The sequence below is a fragment of the Streptomyces sp. NBC_00459 genome (assembly GCF_036013955.1).
Lineage (GTDB): Bacteria > Actinomycetota > Actinomycetes > Streptomycetales > Streptomycetaceae > Streptomyces.
Window position 1 is genome coordinate 3,093,278 of the sequence record NZ_CP107903.1, and the last position, 18,205, is coordinate 3,111,482.

General features: G+C 69.2%; 16 protein-coding genes and 1 pseudogene. 3 read left to right on the forward strand and 14 right to left on the reverse strand.

Translation table 11 applies throughout. The annotated features are described in order from the left end of the window. The first annotated feature begins 7 nt into the window (after positions 1–7). Together OHN74_RS13500 and OHN74_RS13505 are read left to right on the forward strand one after the other, a co-directional pair. Positions 8–400, forward strand: a complete 393-nt coding sequence (locus OHN74_RS13500) for a hypothetical protein (protein ID WP_327694817.1) — start codon at positions 8–10, stop codon at positions 398–400. A gap of 53 nt (positions 401–453) precedes the next feature. Next, positions 454–1,268: pseudogene (locus OHN74_RS13505) on the forward strand (IS5 family transposase); the annotation flags it as partial. Positions 1,269–1,288: 20 nt separating this feature from the next. On the opposite strand, the gene OHN74_RS13510 reads toward OHN74_RS13505, so the two are convergent. The 11 genes from OHN74_RS13510 to OHN74_RS13565 form a co-directional block, all read right to left on the reverse strand. Further along, a complete protein-coding gene (locus OHN74_RS13510; RefSeq protein ID WP_327694818.1) occupies positions 1,289–3,481 on the reverse strand; it encodes a recombinase family protein in 2,193 nt (730 codons plus the stop codon). A 418-nt stretch (positions 3,482–3,899) separates the two neighbouring features. Continuing rightward, positions 3,900–4,115 carry an e9imm peptide gene (locus OHN74_RS13520; protein WP_198655582.1) on the reverse strand — a complete coding sequence of 72 codons (216 nt, stop codon included), beginning with the start codon at positions 4,113–4,115 and terminating at the stop codon, positions 3,900–3,902. Positions 4,116–4,184: 69 nt separating this feature from the next. Beyond that, positions 4,185–5,180 carry a WxL protein peptidoglycan domain-containing protein gene (locus tag OHN74_RS13525; protein ID WP_327694819.1) on the reverse strand — a complete coding sequence of 332 codons (996 nt, stop codon included), beginning with the start codon at positions 5,178–5,180 and terminating at the stop codon, positions 4,185–4,187. A gap of 162 nt (positions 5,181–5,342) precedes the next feature. Then, complete coding sequence (locus OHN74_RS13530) at positions 5,343–6,674, reverse strand: beta-xylosidase (protein WP_327700110.1); 1,332 nt, start codon at positions 6,672–6,674, stop codon at positions 5,343–5,345. Positions 6,675–6,915: 241 nt separating this feature from the next. Beyond that, a complete protein-coding gene (locus OHN74_RS13535) occupies positions 6,916–7,410 on the reverse strand; it encodes a hypothetical protein (protein ID WP_327694820.1) in 495 nt (164 codons plus the stop codon). Between the two features lie 249 nt (positions 7,411–7,659). Continuing rightward, positions 7,660–8,019 carry a cytidine deaminase gene (locus OHN74_RS13540; RefSeq protein ID WP_327694821.1) on the reverse strand — a complete coding sequence of 120 codons (360 nt, stop codon included), beginning with the start codon at positions 8,017–8,019 and terminating at the stop codon, positions 7,660–7,662. Between the two features lie 268 nt (positions 8,020–8,287). Beyond that, the gene (locus OHN74_RS13545; RefSeq protein WP_327694822.1) at positions 8,288–8,647 is read right to left on the reverse strand and encodes an MmcQ/YjbR family DNA-binding protein; all 360 of its coding nucleotides are present in this window, start codon (positions 8,645–8,647) and stop codon (positions 8,288–8,290) included. Next, the gene (locus OHN74_RS13550; RefSeq protein ID WP_327694823.1) at positions 8,644–10,002 is read right to left on the reverse strand and encodes a hemolysin family protein; all 1,359 of its coding nucleotides are present in this window, start codon (positions 10,000–10,002) and stop codon (positions 8,644–8,646) included. Before OHN74_RS13550 ends, OHN74_RS13545 begins: the two co-directional genes overlap by 4 nt. Next, entirely contained in the window at positions 9,999–10,499 is a 501-nt protein-coding gene (ybeY, locus tag OHN74_RS13555; protein WP_327694824.1) for an rRNA maturation RNase YbeY, read from the reverse strand. Before ybeY ends, OHN74_RS13550 begins: the two co-directional genes overlap by 4 nt. Before the next feature lie 13 nt (positions 10,500–10,512). Continuing rightward, a complete protein-coding gene (locus OHN74_RS13560) occupies positions 10,513–12,660 on the reverse strand; it encodes a PhoH family protein (protein ID WP_327694825.1) in 2,148 nt (715 codons plus the stop codon). A gap of 171 nt (positions 12,661–12,831) precedes the next feature. Then, positions 12,832–13,959, reverse strand: a complete 1,128-nt coding sequence (locus OHN74_RS13565) for a carbohydrate kinase family protein (protein WP_327700111.1) — start codon at positions 13,957–13,959, stop codon at positions 12,832–12,834. 263 nt (positions 13,960–14,222) lie between these two features. Here OHN74_RS13565 and OHN74_RS13570 point away from each other — a divergent pair, with 263 nt between their 5' ends. Then, a complete protein-coding gene (locus OHN74_RS13570) occupies positions 14,223–15,422 on the forward strand; it encodes an MFS transporter (protein ID WP_327694826.1) in 1,200 nt (399 codons plus the stop codon). A gap of 42 nt (positions 15,423–15,464) precedes the next feature. On the opposite strand, the gene OHN74_RS13575 is transcribed toward OHN74_RS13570, so the two are convergent. The 3 genes from OHN74_RS13575 to OHN74_RS13585 are packed head-to-tail and all read right to left on the reverse strand — an operon-like array spanning position 15,465 to position 17,820. Further along, positions 15,465–16,475 carry an adenosine deaminase gene (locus OHN74_RS13575; protein WP_327694827.1) on the reverse strand — a complete coding sequence of 337 codons (1,011 nt, stop codon included), beginning with the start codon at positions 16,473–16,475 and terminating at the stop codon, positions 15,465–15,467. Between the two features lie 20 nt (positions 16,476–16,495). Next, positions 16,496–17,404 carry a ribonuclease Z gene (locus OHN74_RS13580; protein ID WP_327694828.1) on the reverse strand — a complete coding sequence of 303 codons (909 nt, stop codon included), beginning with the start codon at positions 17,402–17,404 and terminating at the stop codon, positions 16,496–16,498. A 41-nt stretch (positions 17,405–17,445) separates the two neighbouring features. Continuing rightward, complete coding sequence (locus OHN74_RS13585; protein WP_327694829.1) at positions 17,446–17,820, reverse strand: histidine triad nucleotide-binding protein; 375 nt, start codon at positions 17,818–17,820, stop codon at positions 17,446–17,448. Positions 17,821–18,205: the final 385 nt, after the last annotated feature.

The window sequence follows — 18,205 nt, forward strand, 5'->3', positions numbered from 1 at the left end:
GGGCGTCATGAGCGGGGAGTCCGGCGGCGAGTGGTACGTACTCGTCGAGAAGATGTCTGCGCGTCTCAGCGACTCCAGCTGGAGTCTCGACGACAAGCTGCACGTGGACGGCGGCAGGGAACAGGCCCTGGCCCGCGCCGAGGAGTTGAGCCTCTCCTACCCCAAGGACCACCTGGGCGGCGCGGCGGAGTACGGCTACCTCATGTTCCGCGCGTCCGAGACGAGCTGGCTCCTCGAATTCAGCCGTGAGTTCTGGAGCGAGCACTGGAACAAACCCATGACCTCCACCTCTCACGTACGGATATCCGTCGCGCAGCTCGTGGCGTCGAAGGAGACCCCGCCCGCCGAACCCCCCGCCGCGAAGAAGGGCATACTCCGCCGGACCCTGGGCCGCGACTAGGACCTGTCCGCCCGATCATGTGACTGTCTGACTGTTGGCTCGTTGTGTCAGGCATGGGGCGGGGTGACTTGACGGATGCCGAGTGGGAACGGCTGCGGCCGTTCCTGCCGGTCAGCAACGGGCGTTGTGGCCGGTGGCGGGATCATCGGCAGGTGATCGATGGAATCCTGCACCGAGTTCGGACCGGAGTGCAGTGGCGGGATCTTCCAGAGCGGTTCGGCCCCTGGAAGACCGTCTACGAACGGCATCGGCTGTGGTCGGCCGACGGCACGTGGGAGCGTCTGCTGCAGGAGGTCCAGGCCGCCGCGGACGCCACAGGCGGGATCGACTGGGACATCTCGGTCGACTCCACCGTCGTGCGGGCTCACCAGCACGCGGCCGGTGCCCGCATCGATCCGCCGCCGGCCCCCGCGTCAAAGGGGGGCGAAGAAGGCGAACATCAGCCCGAAACACCGTGGCAGAGCCTCCTCGCCCGCCTGGTGGAGGTGGTGCAGGAGGTGAGGGCCTGGGCCGCTCGCGGGGCGGGTTCACCAGCAAACTCCACCTGAGCGCCGATGGCCGCTGCCGTCCGCTGTCCCTGGTCGTCACCGGTGGGCAGCGGGCGGACTGCACCCAGTTCCAGACGGTGCTGGCGAAGATCCGCGTTCCGCGGGTCGGTCCAGGTCGGCCCCGCACGAAGCCCGACAGTCTTGCGGCGGACAAGGGATACAGCAACGGCCCGTGCCGTGAGCACCTGCGGCACCGGGGCATCCGGCACGCGATCCCGGAGAAGACCGACAGCCAGGCCGCCCGCCTGCGCAAGGGCTCGCGCGGCGGACGGCCACCCGGCTTCGACGAAGCGCGGTACAAGAAGCGCAACGCGGTCGAGATGAGCAAGCCGCAGTGCTGTCATACCTGCGGTTCGTCGTCATCGCCTTGGGTTTCTTCCTTGTTCTGGATTATCGTCATCCGCTGGTGGTACAGCCAGGGTTGGCGAGCTCCGTGGCCCCGTGGCAGTTCATGCAGGCGGCGGAGGCGTTCAACTTCGGTGCGGTCGGCGTGGATCACCCAGGACCGGCGCCGGTCGTCCTGCTGATGGGCGGTGACCCAGCCCTTCTTGATCCAGCCGAAGAGCGTGACGCGGGGCATGCCGATCTCGCGGGCGAGATCGCTGGGCCACCAGTCGTCGGGGCCGAGGGGCCGGGCGTTTCGGCGGAGGGTCTGTTCCTGCCGGCTGATACAGCCCAGTTCGCGCAGTAGTTCGCGGACGCCTTGAGCGCCGAAGTGCTCGCGGCGTTTGGGCGGGCGGAAGCCTTCGGCGTTCAGGATTGTCGCGATGACGGGGGCGGCCTGTCCGGCGGCGGCCAGCTCCCGGGCCCGGGCGGCGAGTTGGGGGAAGTAGCTGAGTTGGTCCAGGCGGCCGACTGGGCGGACGGTCGCGCCGTCGGTGCGGTGGCCTCCGGCCCAGGTGATCTGGACGGTGACGCGTTCGCTGTCGTCGACCACGCTCACGCGGACGTTCTCGATCAGGTGCCGCATCAGCTGTTTGCGGTCCGTGTCCGTGGTGGTGGGCGCCCGCCACACCGCCGGGAGGTCGCCGGCCAGGGCACGGATCTGCTCGCGCTCGGCTGCCGTGAGGAAGCGGGGCCGGGCCGCGGCGAAGCGGTCGTACTCCTCGCCGAGTTGCTGCCGCTCGGTCAGCGTGGACTCCCAGTTACGCTCGAGTTCGCGGACGACCAGGCGGTTTTCGGGTTCGGCGAGCTGGTACTGACGCCGGGCCCGGTCGATGGCATAGTCCGCGCGTTCCAGGCGCTGACGCCAGATCCGGTCCACTTCCTGGCGCCGGTGCTGGGCCTGCTCGGCCGCGGCCAGCGACACTTCCAGAGCGGCCGGTGCCATCGCGGCCAGCAGCAGAACGGTGACATAGCGGTCGAGACAGGCACCGGCCAACTGCTGGCACAACTCGCCTCCGTAGTCGGCTTTGACGCGGCTGCACTCGTACTTCGGCCACAGCTTGCCGCCCTGGCCGCGTTGGTAGTGGACGGTCATGCGGGTTCCGCAGCGGCCGCAGTAGATCAGCCCGGCCAGCAGCGCCGGCCCGTCGCGCAGGGCACCCATGCTCAGTGAGCGGGTCCGGTTCGCCTCGATCCGGGCCAGGTTGCGTTCGTACTGTTCAATGCCGATATAGGCGGGCAGAACTGCGGGCAGGTACACCAGCCAGTCCTCGCGCGGCTTGCGGACCCGGCCGGTGCTCGGGCGGCCCGGCACCCGGCGGCGGGGGTCGGTGCGGCTGCGGCCATAGACATAGATCCCCGCATAGGCCGGATGCCGGAGCATGTTCTGGATCACGATCCGGCTGGGCCGTCGCCACACCAGCAGCCCCTTCTCCGGCCCTTCGCGGGTGCGGATGCCCATCTGGATGCCGTGATCGACCAGGAACCGCAGCACCCCGTTGATGAGACCGAGTTCGTCGAACAGGTCGAAGACCAGGCGGACCACGGTCTGCACCTGCTCGTCCGGGTCCTTGACGACCTGGCCGTCCGCGAGCCGGAGATAGCCCACCGGCAGGGGCACCGCTAGCTCGCCGCGACGGGCCTTGCCGATCCGTCCGTTCCACATCCGCTGCTTGATCAGATGCAGTTCGGCCTCGCTGATCGTGCCCTTGAGTCCGAGCAGCAGGCGGTCGTTGTGTCCGGCCGGGTCATAGACCCCGTCCGGGTCGGCGAGCAGGGCTCCGGCCAGGGCGCACAGTTCCAGCAGCTGGTGCCATTCACGGCCGCTTCGTGCCAGCCGGGACATCTCCACGCCGAGGACCAGGCCCACGTGGTCCAGGCCGACCTCGGAGACCAGCCGCTGAAAGCCGGGCCTGTCCACCAGACCGGACGCCGAATGGCCAAGGTCCTCGTCGATCACCAGGACCCGGGACGGCGCCCACCCCAAGTCGACCGCACGCTGGGTGAGTCCGTACTGCAGCCGGGTCGACTCCGCGTGGTCGAGGACCTGCTGCGGAGTCGACTGACGGACATAGACGACCGCGAGACGGCCGAGATGCCGGGGCTGGATCTTGCCCTCAAGCCGTTCCCACGGAGCTCTCACCACCACAGGACTCACCCCCGCCCCGTCCGGCCTCGACCACCATCCGTGTCGTCAGCTCGGCCAGCAGACACACCACCAGCTGACGGCTCAGTTCCGGAACGCTCTCCCACCGCGGCATCTGGGGAGCTCAGCGACGACATCCTCGGACACTCCGACCCACCACCCTCGCCACCACCGACCTGTCGCTCCCGCAACCGCTGAACAACAACAGCGGCACGAAGCAGGGCGTCCACCTCTATGACAGGCACATTCCCCGCCTCAGAGTCGTCTATGTGTGCATTACGGCTTGCTCCTTGAACGGACGATCAACAGGCTGAAGCAGTCCCGGGCGGTGGCCACCCGTTATGACAAGCGCGGCTACGTCTTCCTCGGCACCGCAACCACCGCAGCTCTACTGATCTGGCTTCGGAGTTGAGTCCCGGCCTCACAAAGCGATCGGCCGATGTGCCAGGGCCTGATCGACCACCTCATCAGCCGAAAGATCCCGCTCCGAAGGCCAGAAGATCAAGCCACTGACGTGCCCAGACGGGCAAGCCAGGGTTCTGTCGAGCCTGCCCAGCCAACCGGCCACCTCGTCATCGGAGGCGCAGCCCGCATCCATGACGCGCTGCACCAGCGCGACTGCCTCCGCACGGCTCATCTCCACTGCACTCACCAGGCCCTTCCACCACAGCCACCGTAGTGGGACCAGTGATCGCCCGGACAGGTCCTAGGCGGCCTGTGCGTGCTCGACGCGCCGCTTCCCGCGTTTCCCGGGCCGCGCCCTGCGCGCCCTGACCGCCAGTACGGTCCCCACCACGCCGAACACCACGACGACCACCGCCATGAGCCACGGCAGCGCGAAGAACGACACGCTCGCCGACTCCCGGGTGTCCTTGGCGTACGCCGTCAACGTGACGTCGCCCCAGTCGAGTTGGGGTGCGCCGTGCCAGGGTTCGGTGAGCTGGACCCGTTGGCCGGGCAGCAGCTCGGAGGGGATCTTGGTGAGGTCGCGGGCCATCAGCGTACGGCCGAACAGGCCCTGTGCCCGCACCTCCACCCGGGGGTCGAGAGTGACGTTCCCGGTGTTGTGGAGGGTGTAGGAGATCGTGGCGGTGCTGTCGCCGAGGCCGGGGACGAGGGGCTGGTGGTGGCTGATTCTGACCTTCTCGACGGTGATCGCGGAGACGGCGGGCCCGTTCACGCGCAGATAGATCCGCGCCCCGACCGCCCGCTGCACCCCGAGTGCCAGTGAGCCGTCGCCCGTGTCGATCCGTTCGTCGAGGGCGACCAACGCGCCCACGTGGTCGCCTGGTTCGGCCCCTTCGGGCACCCGGAGGGTGAAGGGGACGGTGACCGACTTGTGCGCGGGCACGGTGACCCGGGACTTCGCGGGCCGCGCCCAGGCGCCGACGCCGCGCTGCTTCTCGTGGAGGGTGCGTACGGCGAACCCGCCGTCGCGCGCGGTGTTGTAGGCGTCGGCCGCGTACAGCCGGAAGGTGAGCGGCTTGTCCGTCTTGTTGGCGACGGTGACCTTGTCCTCGACCGTCGTACCGGGATCGGCGGAGAGGTAGAAGTACGGGCGCTGCGCCACGGCGGAGGAGATGGGGAAGACCGACCAGCTGCCGTTGTCGGCGGCCCGGGCGGGGGCGGACGTCAGGAGTGACGTACCGAGCGCCGCCAGCAGCAGCATGGGCAGCGCGAGAAGGACGTACGGCTTGCGCATGGGTGCGGACCCCCGCGGAAGAGGTAGGTGGACGGGCGGGTGCGCGCCCGGCCACCGGATGACCAACAGCCTTACAGGTGCAGGTTGTTCACGTGCGGGTGGTTCATGTGCAGGTTGTTCCGATGAGCGTGTTCCGACGAGCGTTGTCCGGACGGACGTCGCTCAGGTGAGGGTGAGGGTGAGCAGGCCGGAGTACGTGCCCGGCGGGGTGAACGCCGGTACGTCCAGCGACAGTCCGGCGTCGACGGTGAACTCACCGCCGGTGACCGTTCCGTCGGGTGTGGAGGCCAGGGTGGCTCCCGTACCGCCCACCACACCGGGCGAACCGGGCTGGCAGGTGCTGGGACTTCCGGCCTTCGTCGCGCAGGCCGGGGTCCAACTGAGCTTGTTGGCATCGATCTTGGCGCCGGGTCCGGTGAAGTCGGTGACCTTGCCTGTCAGGGACCAGCCCGCGGGTCCGCCGCGGAAGTCCTTGACGGTCACCGTCTGCAGCGGGGCCGTGGAGGGCCCGCCCTTGCCGAAGTCGACCGCCGACAGCTGGACGGCGTCCCCGGCCTGGGTCATGGACAGGACACCGGCTCTGACGGTGGTGGTGAGCTTCTGGCTGTTGTCGGGAATGGGCGTGTTGTCGATGACCACGTAGGCGGCCGGACCGGCGCCCTTGGTGTCGCTCCACGCGCTGCCCTCGTACGCCACGACCCCGGTCGTCGTCTTGTCGCTGACGGCGAGGGTGCCGCTGAAGGCGCCCTGGGAGTCGGCGGTCACGGTCGCGGTGTCGGCGGTCTGGGCGGACCCGGACCGGCCGGCGAGTGTGACCGTGGCACCGGCGGTGAAGTTGGCGCCGTTCACGGTGACGTTGGCCCCGGGCGCTCCGGAGGCCGAACCCAGGGTGATGGCACGGGTGTTGGTCTGGGTCCCGTCCGTTGCCGTGATCGTCACGGATCCGGGCGCGGGCGGGGTGATGACCGTGCACGGGGTGTCCAGCTCAAGGATGTAGCTGGTGTGGATGTTGTAGTCACCGGGCGAGAGCGTGATGTCGCCGGGCGCGGTGACCGTGAAGGTACCGGTCATCGAGAACGGCGGGAAAGCGCCCTTGCCGGGCACGGGTTCGTTCTTCTTGGGCCCCGTGACGGTGACGTCGCCGGTCTGCGCTCCGCTCAGGACGACCTTTCCGGTGGGCGTCATGATGTCGGCGGGCAGCGCGAGATCGGTGGGGTTGCTCGCGGCCGGCTTGACCACCGTGTACGTCACGGTGACGGTGTCGCCGACCTTGGGTGTCATGTTGTCCACCGTGATCTGCGCGGTGGTGGTGCCGTCGATCGGCGGAAGGCCCGCGATGGGCGGCGGTACGCAGTGCGTGGCGAAGTCCACGGGAACGGACGCCGTGGCGGCTGCTCCGGCCGGGACGGCCAGCGCACCGCCCGCGGCGACCGCGAGTGCGGTCGCCCCGAGCAGCGCGACCAGGCGTCGTCGTCTTCGACCGGTCGAACCCATGGATGCCGTGTTGGCCATGGTTGCCCCCTCTGAGGGATGCGGGCGCAGCGGCTCGTCTGCGCCGACAGGGGGCCATTGATGTGCAGGCCGTGTGAGAAGTCAATGCAATCGCACGGAATAACGTGCGATCACAGCAAGCGAACTGACGACCCATCAGTTCACTGCGGCAAAGGCCGGCGCCGCCGTGGAGCAGGCGACGCCGGCCGTTTCACCCGAGGTGGGGCGAGGAGGCGGGCCGTCACTAGAAGACGAACGGTCCCGGTGACTGGTTCGCGGTCGGGGTACAGGTCACGGTGATGCCGAAGAGCACCATCTTGAGGGTGCCGCCGCCCGCTTCAAGGCTGTCGCCGGAGGCGACGGTGCCGGTCAGCGGGCCGACGGTGACCGTGGCACCGGTGGCCGTGGCCGGGTTCTTGGTACCGGTGAAGGCCGTGGTACCGCCCGTCGCCTTCGCCAGGGTCAGCGTGGAGGCGATCGAGTCGGCGGCGAGAGCGAGTGGAGCGGTGATGTTGGAGCTGACGGTGATCGTGGCCGAGGTGCCGTCCTGCAGGACGGTGAGAGTTGTCGAACCGCCGCCGAAGAACCCGCAGCTGTAGGTGACTGTCGCGGAGGTGGGGGTGACCGCCGCGGCGGTCGGCGCGAAGGCCAGACCGGTGACGGCGAGCGAGCCCGCCGCGAATACCGCACCGATACCGAGCCGCCTGCGCGCAGGCAGGCGTACTGTCGTGCTTCTCATCGATCGGATTCCCTTCCCTGGTACGGGAATTGCCATGTGGGGAATTGCGATGTGGGGGGTACGGCGGCCGGGTGCGGTCAGCCGCGGGGCGGGTGCGGGGCGCCGCGCGGGGGAATCTGACGGTCCGTCGGAAGAGCGGGTTCCATTGATGCGTGGGTTGCTCGCGATTGCAATAGACACTCTGCGAGTTCTTTCGGGGCGCCGCGAAAGTGGCCGAAGACCAACCCTCGTCCCGGCGCCCCGACCACCTCACCCGGCGGACACCGTCACCCGCACCACGCCGTCCGGCGCGGCCACGTGCACCGGGGTCGCGGGCCCACCCAGATCCCGTACGACGGCCAGGTCCCCCGCCGACACACCCTCCGCACCGGTCACGACGGCCGCCGCCTCAAGCGACTTCGCGCCCGACGCCACCGCCATGGCCACCGCCGTCTGGAGCGCGCTCAGCTTCAGCGAGTCGAGGTCGACCGTGCCGGCGACATACGTACGTCCGGTCTCGTCCCGTACGGCTGCCCCCTCGGGGACGCCGTTGCGGGCCCGGGCGGAGCGGGCGAGGGTGACGATCTTGCGGTCCTCGGGATCGAGGTCGGGCGCGTTGCTCTCGGTCATGCCATGAGCATACTTACGCGGTTTGTCCCCTGCTGAGGCCACCTGAGGCTTCATGACACAAGGAAGTCACACAAGAACAGGTATCAGGTACGGGCGATCAGGGCATGACCCAGGAACCGCGAGCCATGAGGAGGCGTTATGAACCGCCAGACCCGCATCCGCGTCATCCGTCGGCCCAGCGCTCCTTCGCCCCGCGACCTCCCCATCGACCGCAGGACGCCCTCGGGCCGCATCCTGCCGTACTGAGGGCCTGTCCGGCCATGTCCCGTCAGGGCCGGTCGAGCCGCAACCGCTCCGCGCGCGGCAGACCGGCCACCACCAGGTCGTACGAGTCCTCGATCAACTCCCGTACGAGCTGATCGGGCAACTCCCCGTCCACCGTCACCGTGTTCCAGTGCCGTTTGTTCATGTGGTACCCGGGGATGATCAACCCCGGGTGATCGGCGCGCAGCCGGATCGCGTCCTCCGGGTCGCACTTCAGGTTGACCTTCAGGGGCAGGCTGACCGTCCAGGACAGGGCGAACATCTTGCCCAGCACCTTGAAGACCGAGATCTCCGGGCTGAACGGGAAGTCCTCGACAGCGGAGTTGAAGGACAGACAGAAGGCACGCAGTTCCTGCGGAGTCACGCCTCGCCCCTCTCCCTCTCCGGGCCCTTGGCCTTCTCCTTCGTCCTCTCCTTCGTCTTCTTCTCCTCTTCCGGTGTCCCGGCATGATCGGTCGGCTCCACCAGCACCGTCACGATCTTGTTCCGGCGCCCGGCAGCGGCCTCCGCGGTGAGCCGCAGTCCGCGCCCGTCGGGCAGCTCGACGACGGCCGAGGCCCCGGCGATCGGCACGCGGCCCAGCGCCTTCGCCAGCAGCCCGCCCACCGTCTCCACGTCCTCGTCGTCGTACTCCTCAAGGCCGTACAGCTCGCCGAGGTCGGTGATGTCGAGGCGGGCCGTGACCCGGTGCCGCTCGTCGCCGAGCTCCTCCACGGGCGGGAGTTCACGGTCGTACTCGTCGGTGATCTCGCCGACGATCTCCTCCAGGATGTCCTCGATGGTCACGATGCCGGCCGTGCCGCCGTACTCGTCGATGACGACGGCGACGTGGTTGCGGTCGCGCTGCATCTCGCGGAGCAGGTCACCGGCGTTCTTCGTGTCGGGTACGAAGGCTGCGGGCCGCATGGCGCTCGACACCAGCTCGCTCTCCGCGTCCCGGCTGATGTGCGTCTTACGGACCAGGTCCTTCAGGTACACGATCCCGACGACGTCGTCCTCGCTCTCCCCGGTGACCGGAATGCGCGAGAACCCGGAGCGCAGCGCGAGGGTGAGCGCCTGCCGGATCGTCTTGTACCGCTCGATGACGACCAGGTCCGTACGCGGGACCATGACCTCCCGGACGAGGGTGTCGCCCAGCTCGAAGACCGAGTGCACCATGCGGCGCTCGTCGTCCTCGATCAGGGACTCCTTCTCGGCCAGGTCGACCAGCGCGCGCAGCTCCGCCTCGGAGGCGAACGGGCCGCGCCGGAAGCCCTTGCCGGGCGTGAGGGCGTTGCCGATGAGGATGAGGAGGTAGGGGATCGGCCCCATGACACGGGCGAGCGGCAGCAGGACGTACGCCGCTGCCGTGGCCGTGTTCAGGGGGTGCTGACGCCCGATCGTGCGCGGCGAGACGCCGACCGCGACGTACGAGACGAGCACCATCACACCGATGGCGACGGCGAGGGCCTGCCAGGTCCGGTCGAACTCCTTGAGGCAGGCGTACGTGACGAGCGCGGCGGCGGCCATCTCGCAGACCACGCGCACCAGCAGCGCCACGTTGAGATAGCGGGTCGGGTCGGCGGCGATCTGCGCCAGCTTGGCACTGCCCCGCCGGCCACTGCGTACGGCCTCCTCGGCGCGGAAGCTGGAGACGCGCGCGAGGCCCGCCTCCGCGCAGGCGGCGAGCCAGGCGACAACGACCAGCGCTATGGCGCCGGTGACGAGTTGGGGGTTCATGAAGTGACCGTCGGGGCGGGCGACGGACCGGTCATCCCCCGCTCGCCGCGCCAGCCGTCGACGATGGCGGCCTGGAGGCCGAACATCTCGGCCTTCTCGTCCGGCTCCTCGTGGTCGTAACCGAGGAGGTGCAGCACTCCGTGGACGGTGAGCAGCTGAAGCTCCTCGTCCATGGAGTGCTCCGTCTCGGCCTCCTTGCCCTGCTTCTCGGCGACTTCGGGACAGAGCACGATGTCACCGAGAAGCCCCTGCGGCGGCTCGTCGTCGTCCTTCGACGGCGGGCGCAGCTCGTCCATGGGGAAGGACATGACGTCGGTCGGACCGGGCAGGTCCATCCACTGGATGTGCAACTGCTCCATGGCGTCGGCGTCCACGGCGATCACCGAGAGCTCGGAGAGCGGGTGGATGCGCATCCGCGCGAGCGCGTAGCGGGCGATGTCGAGGATCGCCTGCTCGTCGACCTCGGTTCCGGACTCGTTGTTGACGTCGATCGACATGGTGCTGGTCTGTCTACTTCCGCTTGTTACGGCTGTCCCGGACGCCCTTGTGGGTGCCGTTCTCCGTACCGTTCTCGTTGTCGTACTTCTCGTACGCGTCGACGATACGGCCGACCAGCTTGTGCCGGACGACATCCTGGGAGGTGAGCCGCGAGAAGTGGACGTCGTCGAGGCCTTCGAGGATGTCCTGCACCTGCCGCAGACCCGACTTCGTCCCGGAGGGGAGGTCGACCTGCGTCACGTCACCCGTGACCACGATCTTCGACTCGAAGCCGAGCCGGGTGAGGAACATCTTCATCTGCTCGGCGCTGGTGTTCTGGGCCTCGTCGAGAATGATGAAGGCGTCGTTGAGGGTGTTGTGTGTCAGCAGGTAGTCCTGCGTGACGTACAGCGAGTCCTCCGCTGCCACCTGGATACAGACGGCTTCCTCTCGGCCTGCGGGCTCGATGCTGTCGATGAAGCGCATCGGGCGTCCGCCACCTCTGGCCGCCAGGTACTTGTCGCGCTTGCGAGCGAGGCGGAAGGGGTCGATCCCTTCCGGGAGGCGAATGTCGACGACGTGGGCGTCATTCCGGTGAACGACTTCCCGGCCGTTGGCGAGACCCGGCTTACGGCCCTCGGCTGCCCGACGGCGGGTGTATGCGACGCCCCCCAGCGACTGTGCGAGCGCGATCACGTCGTCGCGGAGCAGGATCGATGTCGTCGAGTACTGGACGCGGCACGTGCGGTCCGCCTGCATGACTGGGCCGCCGTCGGAGTCGAGAAGTCCTTGGAGGACGGCCAGCCGCACTTCAGCGGAGTTGTGCAGGTAGTCGTCCGGAACGAACTTGGAGTGCGAGCGGGTACGCAGCAGTTCAAGCTCACGCAGGATCCGAGTAACCGGATTTTCGAGGGTGACCACGTCACCAGGGCTCTTGATCCGGTTGAGGGCGTAGTCAGGACCACGGCGGTGTCGCACGGTGACGCCCGGGAGCGCAGCCTCCAGGGCCTCAGCCAGCTCCGGGTCCTTCGTCGCGAAGGAGGGCGTGGTGGAGCCCGTCAGACAGCCGTCACCGAGGAGAAGCCCCAGCGCATACGGATCCATGGGGACTTCGCGCTCGGGGAAACTGACTGGCGCGGTGAGCATCGGCAGTTCGTAGCGGCGTGCGTGTGCCGCTCGAAGGTTGCCGATCATCTCCTTGGTCTCCAAGACCCGCCACGGCTTGTCACGGCGCTTGTCCGCAGCCGTACGGACGGTCCACAGGTGCTCGCCACAGCACAGCGTCCAAGAGCCGTCCTGAGCAGTGACCCTGTAGATGTCCTTCTGGCCCTGGGGGTATACGCCGAGGACCGGGGTCGGCTCACCGTTCGAACCCATGACAAGGTCACCGACCTGGAGGTCGCCGATGGGACGCCAGCCGTCCGGAGTCAGAACGTTCGTGAAGACAGGTTGCGCCCGTCCCCGCATGTACGCCAGCGGCGCCACCTCGATCGTCCCCGCCGCCATCAGCCGCGGGATCGACTCCGGGTCGAGCATGTCGTGCAGCGCGTCGTACAGCGGGCGCAGATACGGGTCGATCTTGTCGAACAGCGTGCCCGGGAGGAATCCCAGCCGCTCGCCCGCCTCCACCGCCGGACGGGTCAGGATGATGCGGCTGACCTGCTTGGCCTGAAGTGCCTGCACGGCCTTCGCCATGGCGAGGTACGTCTTGCCGGTACCCGCCGGGCCGATGCCGAAGACGATGGTGTGCTTGTCGATGGCGTCGACGTAGCGCTTCTGGTTGAGGGTCTTGGGGCGGATCGTGCGGCCCCGCGAGGACAGGATGTTCTGCGTGAGGACCTCGGCCGGGGTCTCCTGGCCGTCGCCCTCCCCGTTCCCGCTCGCTCTGAGCATGGCGATCGAGCGTTCCACTGCGTCCTCCGTCATCGGCTGTCCGGTGCGGAGCACCAGCATCATCTCGTCGAACAGCCGCTGTACGAGGGCGACGTCGGCCGCTTCGCCAGTGGCGTTGACTTCATTGCCCCGGACATGGATGTCGACCCCCGGGAAGGCCGTTTCGATCACGCGCAGGAGGGAGTCGCCTGAACCCAGCAGGGACACCATGGGGTGGGCGGCCGGGACGGTGAACTGCGCTCGTGCCTGCCCCCGCGCAGGGGGCTGAGCTGTGGGTGTCTGAGTCATGGGCCGGCTCGTAGGCCTGCACGACCTCCTCAATGAGGCTCGCTTACCACGTGGGTAGCCTTCCGATCCCAGCCTACGACGGTGCACTGACAACGCCGTAGGGCTTTTCGCTCACGGTCCGGTGTACGCGGTCACGGTCCGGCGTCCGCACACCTGTTCCGGCGTCCGCGGTCAGGTCGATCTGCGGAAGCCGATCGTCGGAACGGCCCGCCGCAGCGGCCACGGGCGCGGTCTGACGCTCCTGGGCACCAGGTCCGCCAGGAACGCGTACCGGCGCAGGGCCTCGGGGTCCTGGTGCTCGTACGACTGGATCTCGCGCCACCAGGCCCCCACCTCGGACCAGCCGGGTGCGGAGAGGGAGCCGCCGAAGTCCTGGACGGAGAGGGCGGCGGTGAGGCCGGCGAAGGCGAGCCGGTCGGCGAGCGGCCAGTCGGCGAGGGTGCCGGTGACGAAGCCCGCGACGAAGACATCGCCGGCGCCCGTGGGATCGAGGGCCTCGACGGCGATGGCGGGCACCTCGGCCGTCTCCCCCGTCCGCCCGTCCACCGCGTACGCGCCCTCGGCACCGAGGGTTACCACGGCGAGCGGCACGTGGTCGGTGAGCGCTCGGGCGGCTTTGCGGGGGCAATCGGTGCGGGTGTAGCGCATCGCCTCCTCCGCGTTGGGCAGGAAGGCCTCGCAGTGCTCCAGGTCGGCGAGGCCGGCGAGGTCCCAGCGGCCGGTGTCGTCCCAGCCGACGTCGCCGAAGATGCGGGCACCCTTACGGGCGGCCTGGGCGATCCAGGGGGCGCGGACGCCCGGGGTGAGGGAGGCGACGGCCGCGCGGGAGTGCGGCGGGCACTCCGGCGCCGGTTCCTCATGAGGTGGCTCGTGGCCGTGGGAGACCATCGTCCGCTCGCCCTCGTACGCCATCGAGACAGTGACCGGGGAGTGCCAGCCGGGGACCGTGCGTGACGTGGAGAGGTCGATGTGCTCGCCCTGTTCCAGGGCGTCCCAGCAGTACTCCCCGTAGTGGTCGTCGCCGAAGGCGGCGGCGAGGGAGGTCCGCAGGCCGAGCCGGGCGAGCGCGGTGGCCATGTTGGCGACCCCGCCGGGGCTGGACCCCATCCCGCGTGCCCAGGACTCGGTGCCGCGCACGGGGGCGGAATCGAGCCCGGTGAAGATGATGTCGAGGAAGACGGTGCCCGTCAGGTAGACATCCCACGGCGGTTCGCCGGGCGTGCGCAGGGCGGCCAGGGGATCGACCTGGGCCTGGCTGTAGGACGATCCCTCTCCGGTGGACGCGGTGGACGCGATCACGGTGCGCTCCCTGACGATGGTGCGGATCAGGCCAGTCTGCACCACACCACTGACAGCAGCCCGTCACTCCACTCCGCGAGCGCCCGCGAGTACCCCGCCCTTCCCATCCCAAACCCTGACGTGCCCCACATCACACCCTCCCGATTCCCTCACTCCGCCCCCCTCTTGATACAAATTGCCCGCGCGTTCCTGTCCGTCGACGGTCGTCGCCCAACTCCTCTCTTGAGCCGTCACATTCGCTTTCGCACGCCCCAGGAACGCCCGTGTTCTCCCCTCGCACCACCATGCCCTGGTCCCTTGTCGCCCTTTTCACAGCCGGGTATCTCGCGCCGTACCTGCTCCCGACCACTGTCGGCAGGCTCGACGCCCACCTCCCCCTCAGCCCCACCCAGGCCGGTGCCATCGGCAGTGCGCTGCTGCTGAGTTCGGCGACGGCCGGCTTTCTGCTCGCGTCCCGGGTCGACCGCTTCGGCCCGCGCGCCCTGGCCCGTAGGGGCCTCGCCCTGGCCGCCCTCGGCTACGGCACCGCCGCCCTCACGACCAGCGTGTACGCCGTCATCGCCGGCGCGGTCGTCGGCGGCCTCGGCTCCGGTACGGTCACGGCGGTCGCCGCCACCGGTATCGCGGGCCGGCCCGACCCGCACCGCACGACCACCCTGGGGCTGCTGAGCGTCTCCGCCCTCGCGGGCGCCGTCTATCTGACGGTCCCCCACCTCGGCCCGGGCCACGGTCTCCCCCTCGCCGCGCTCGCCCTGACGGCAGCCGCCGTATGGCCCCTGACCGGCGCTCTCCCCGGCCGCGACATCCACGCCACCCCGGCCCTGGTCGTCGCCCCGGCTACCCGCGGCCCGCTCCCCCGCCCCCGCGCCGGTCTCGTCCTCGCCGTCACGATGACCTGCTGGTCCCTCGCCCAGAACTCCCTGTGGGGTGTCAGCGGCCGGATCGGGCTCACCCAGGCCGGGCTCTCCGAGGCCACCGTGGGCGCGGTGTTCGCCGTCGCGCTCGGCGCCGGACTGCTCGGGGTCGTCGGCGCCGGGGCTCTCGGTACGCGGCTCGGCCGCGCACTGCCCATCGGCGCCGGGACGGCCGTCATCGCCGGTTGCATCGTGCTGAGCGCGTCCGCGACCGACCTCAGGTCCTTCGCGGCCGGCGAGATCGCCTGGAACACGCTGTACCCGGTCGTGCTGTCGTACCTGATCGGTCTGGCCGCCGCCCTGGACCCGCGCGGCCGTTGGGCGGTCCTGGTCGGCTCGGCGTCCTCGCTGGGCACGGCGTGCGGCCCGCTCACCGGCAGCCTGCTCTCCGCCCACGCGGGCTACCCGGCGATGGGCGCGGTCCTCGCCGCCGGCCTGCTGCTGATCGCCGTCCCGATGACGGTCGTGGCGCTGCGCACCCCGTCCCCGTCCCGTGCGCTCAGGCTCACGGCGGTCAAGGCCACCGAGGAGTACCGCCCGGTGGCCTGACCGGCGACGACGTCACACCCCGAACTCCTACGCCTCGAACCGCTATGCCTCGAACCGCTCTGCCTCGAACTCGTACGCCTCGACCTCGGCGAGGTACCGCGCCCGGCGCTCCTCGTCGTGCTCCAGGAACGAGGCGAGGAAGGAGTTCCGCGCCAGCTCCCGCAGCCGCTCCTCACCCAGGCCCAGGGCTTCCCGTACCGCCCGGAAGTTGTCGCCGACGTATCCGCCGAAGTAGGCGGGGTCGTCGGAGTTGACCGTGCACAGGAGGCCGGCGTCGAGCATCGCGGGCAGCGGGTGCTCGGCCAGGACGTCGACGGCCCGCAGCCGCACGTTGGACAGCGGACACAGGGTCAGCGGCACCCGCTCCCGCACCAGCCGATCCACCAGCTCCGGGTCCTCCATGCAGCGCAGCCCGTGGTCGATCCGCTCGACGCCGAGGATGTCGAGGGCCTCGGTGATGTACTCGGGCGGCCCCTCCTCCCCCGCGTGCGCCACACGCCGCAGCCCCAGCCCGGCGGCGGCCTCGTACACCTCGCGGAACTTCACCGGCGGATGCCCGACCTCGGCGGAGTCGAGCCCGACCCCGGTGATCCGGTCGAGGTGGGGCCTGGCCGCCTCCAGCGTCGCCATCGCCGACTCGGCGGACTCGTCGCGCAGGAAGCACATGATGAGCTGCGTGGAGATGCCGTGCGCCGACTCACTCTCCCCGAGCGCCCGCCACAACCCGTCGACGACCGTCCCCATGCTCACACCCCGGGCGAGATGGGCCTGCGGATCGAAGAAGATCTCCGCGTGCCGTACGCCCTGTGCGGCGGCCCGCGCGAGATAGGCGTTGGCGAGGTCCGCGAAGTCCTGCTCGGTTCGCAGGACGGCCATGAGCTCGTAGTACAGGTTCAGAAAGGACTGCAGGTCCTCGAAGAGATACGCCTTGCGCAGCTCGTCGGTGTCGGCGTACGGCAGCGTGACACCGTTGCGCGCGGCGAGCGCGAAGGCAAGCTCGGGTTCGAGGGTGCCTTCGATGTGGAGGTGCAGTTCGGCTTTGGGGATGGACATCAAGGAATCGTACGACCGGTTTACCGCCGTTTCGGAACCGGCACCCTCAGTAGATCGTGGGCGACGGTCAGCTCCCCCTCGTACCCCGCCGCCCGCGCCTGCCGCTCGAACTCGGCCGGATCGGAGTAGCGCTGGCTGAAGTGGGTGAGTACGAGATGCCGCACTCCGGCCTGCCGAGCGACGGCCCCCGCCTGCCCTGCCGTCAAGTGCCCGTGATCGGCGGCGAGTTGCTGATCCTCATCGAGGAAGGTCGACTCGATGACGAGCATGTCGCATCCTTCGGCCAACTCATGCACCCCGTCGCACAACCGGGTGTCCATGACGAACGCGAACCGCTGTCCGCGCCGCAGCTCACTGACGTCGTCGAGGGTGACCGAGCCCAGGGAGCCCTCCCGCTGGAGGCGTCCGACGTCCGGCCCCTTGATCCCGTGCCCGGCGAGCAGCTCGGGCAGTATGCGGCGCCCGTCGGGCTCCACGAGGAGATAGCCGTACGACTCGACGGGGTGGGAGAGCTTCCGGGCTTCGAGCCGATAACCGGCCGTCGTCGCCAGCACTCCACCGTCCCCCGACACCGGTTCCTGGCTGATCCGGACGGTCTCGCGGTAGGCGGTGGCGTATCGCAGGCGGTCGAAGAACTTCTGCCCGGAGCGCGGGTAGTGCGCGGTCACCTCGTGCGGGACCCGGTCGAGGTTGATGCGCTGGATGACACCGGCGAGCCCGAGCGAGTGGTCCCCGTGGAAGTGCGTGACGCAGATCCGGTTGAGGTCGTGGGCGGCGACCCCGGCCCGCAGCATCTGGCGCTGCGTGCCCTCGCCGGGATCGAAGAGGAGCCCCTCGCCGTCCCAGCGGAGCAGGTAGCCGTTGTGGTTGCGATGCCGGGTGGGTACCTGGCTGGCGGTGCCGAGGACCACCAGTTCACGTGCGGACAAAGGAAGTTACCGACCTTGATTCGTTGTGCCGACCGGCCCGGCTACCCGGGCGGCCACTGCAGACCACGCCCGCCGAGGATGTGCGCGTGAGCGTGGAAGACGGTCTGCCCGGCGCCGCTGCCCGTGTTGAAGACGATGCGGTAGCTGTCCAGCTTCTCCTCGGCCGCGATCTCACCGGCGTGGCGCAGCACATCGGCGGCGACGCCGGGTTCGGCGGTGGCGAGGGATGCGGCGTCGGGGTGGTGGACCTTCGGGATCACCAGGATGTGTGTCGGCGCCTGGGGGTTGATGTCCCGGAAGGCGACGGTGGTGTCGGTCTCCCGGACGATCGTCGCCGGGATCTGCTTGGCAACAATCTTGCAGAACAGACAGTCGTCCTGCGGTGCGCCGCTGTCGTCCGCGTCCTCGTCCCGCATGCGTGTGCCTCCTCATGCTCGGCGATCAGTACGTGGGCATGGTATCGAGCGCCCCCGGCACCACGACTCGACTGTCAGCCCTGTCCCTCTCCTTTCGATGCCCTCAACATACAGATCACGTGCCCTGGCCAACCCGCTACCGGATGCCCCCGTGTTCACCTCAACCGAAGCCGTACTGCACAGAAATAATCTCCGCGGCCACCACGGGGAAATTGCCCGAACAGGCTCGGCGTCCTACGCAGCGAGGACCCGGTCAACGGAGAGAAGACATCCATTGACCGGGTCGCACCCGCAGGTGCCGATGTGAGTAGGTGCGGTATCGGCGGCGGTAAGTTCTCATTTTCTTCTGACCCACCAGTCGACAAGCCAGCAGATAGAGTGCCTC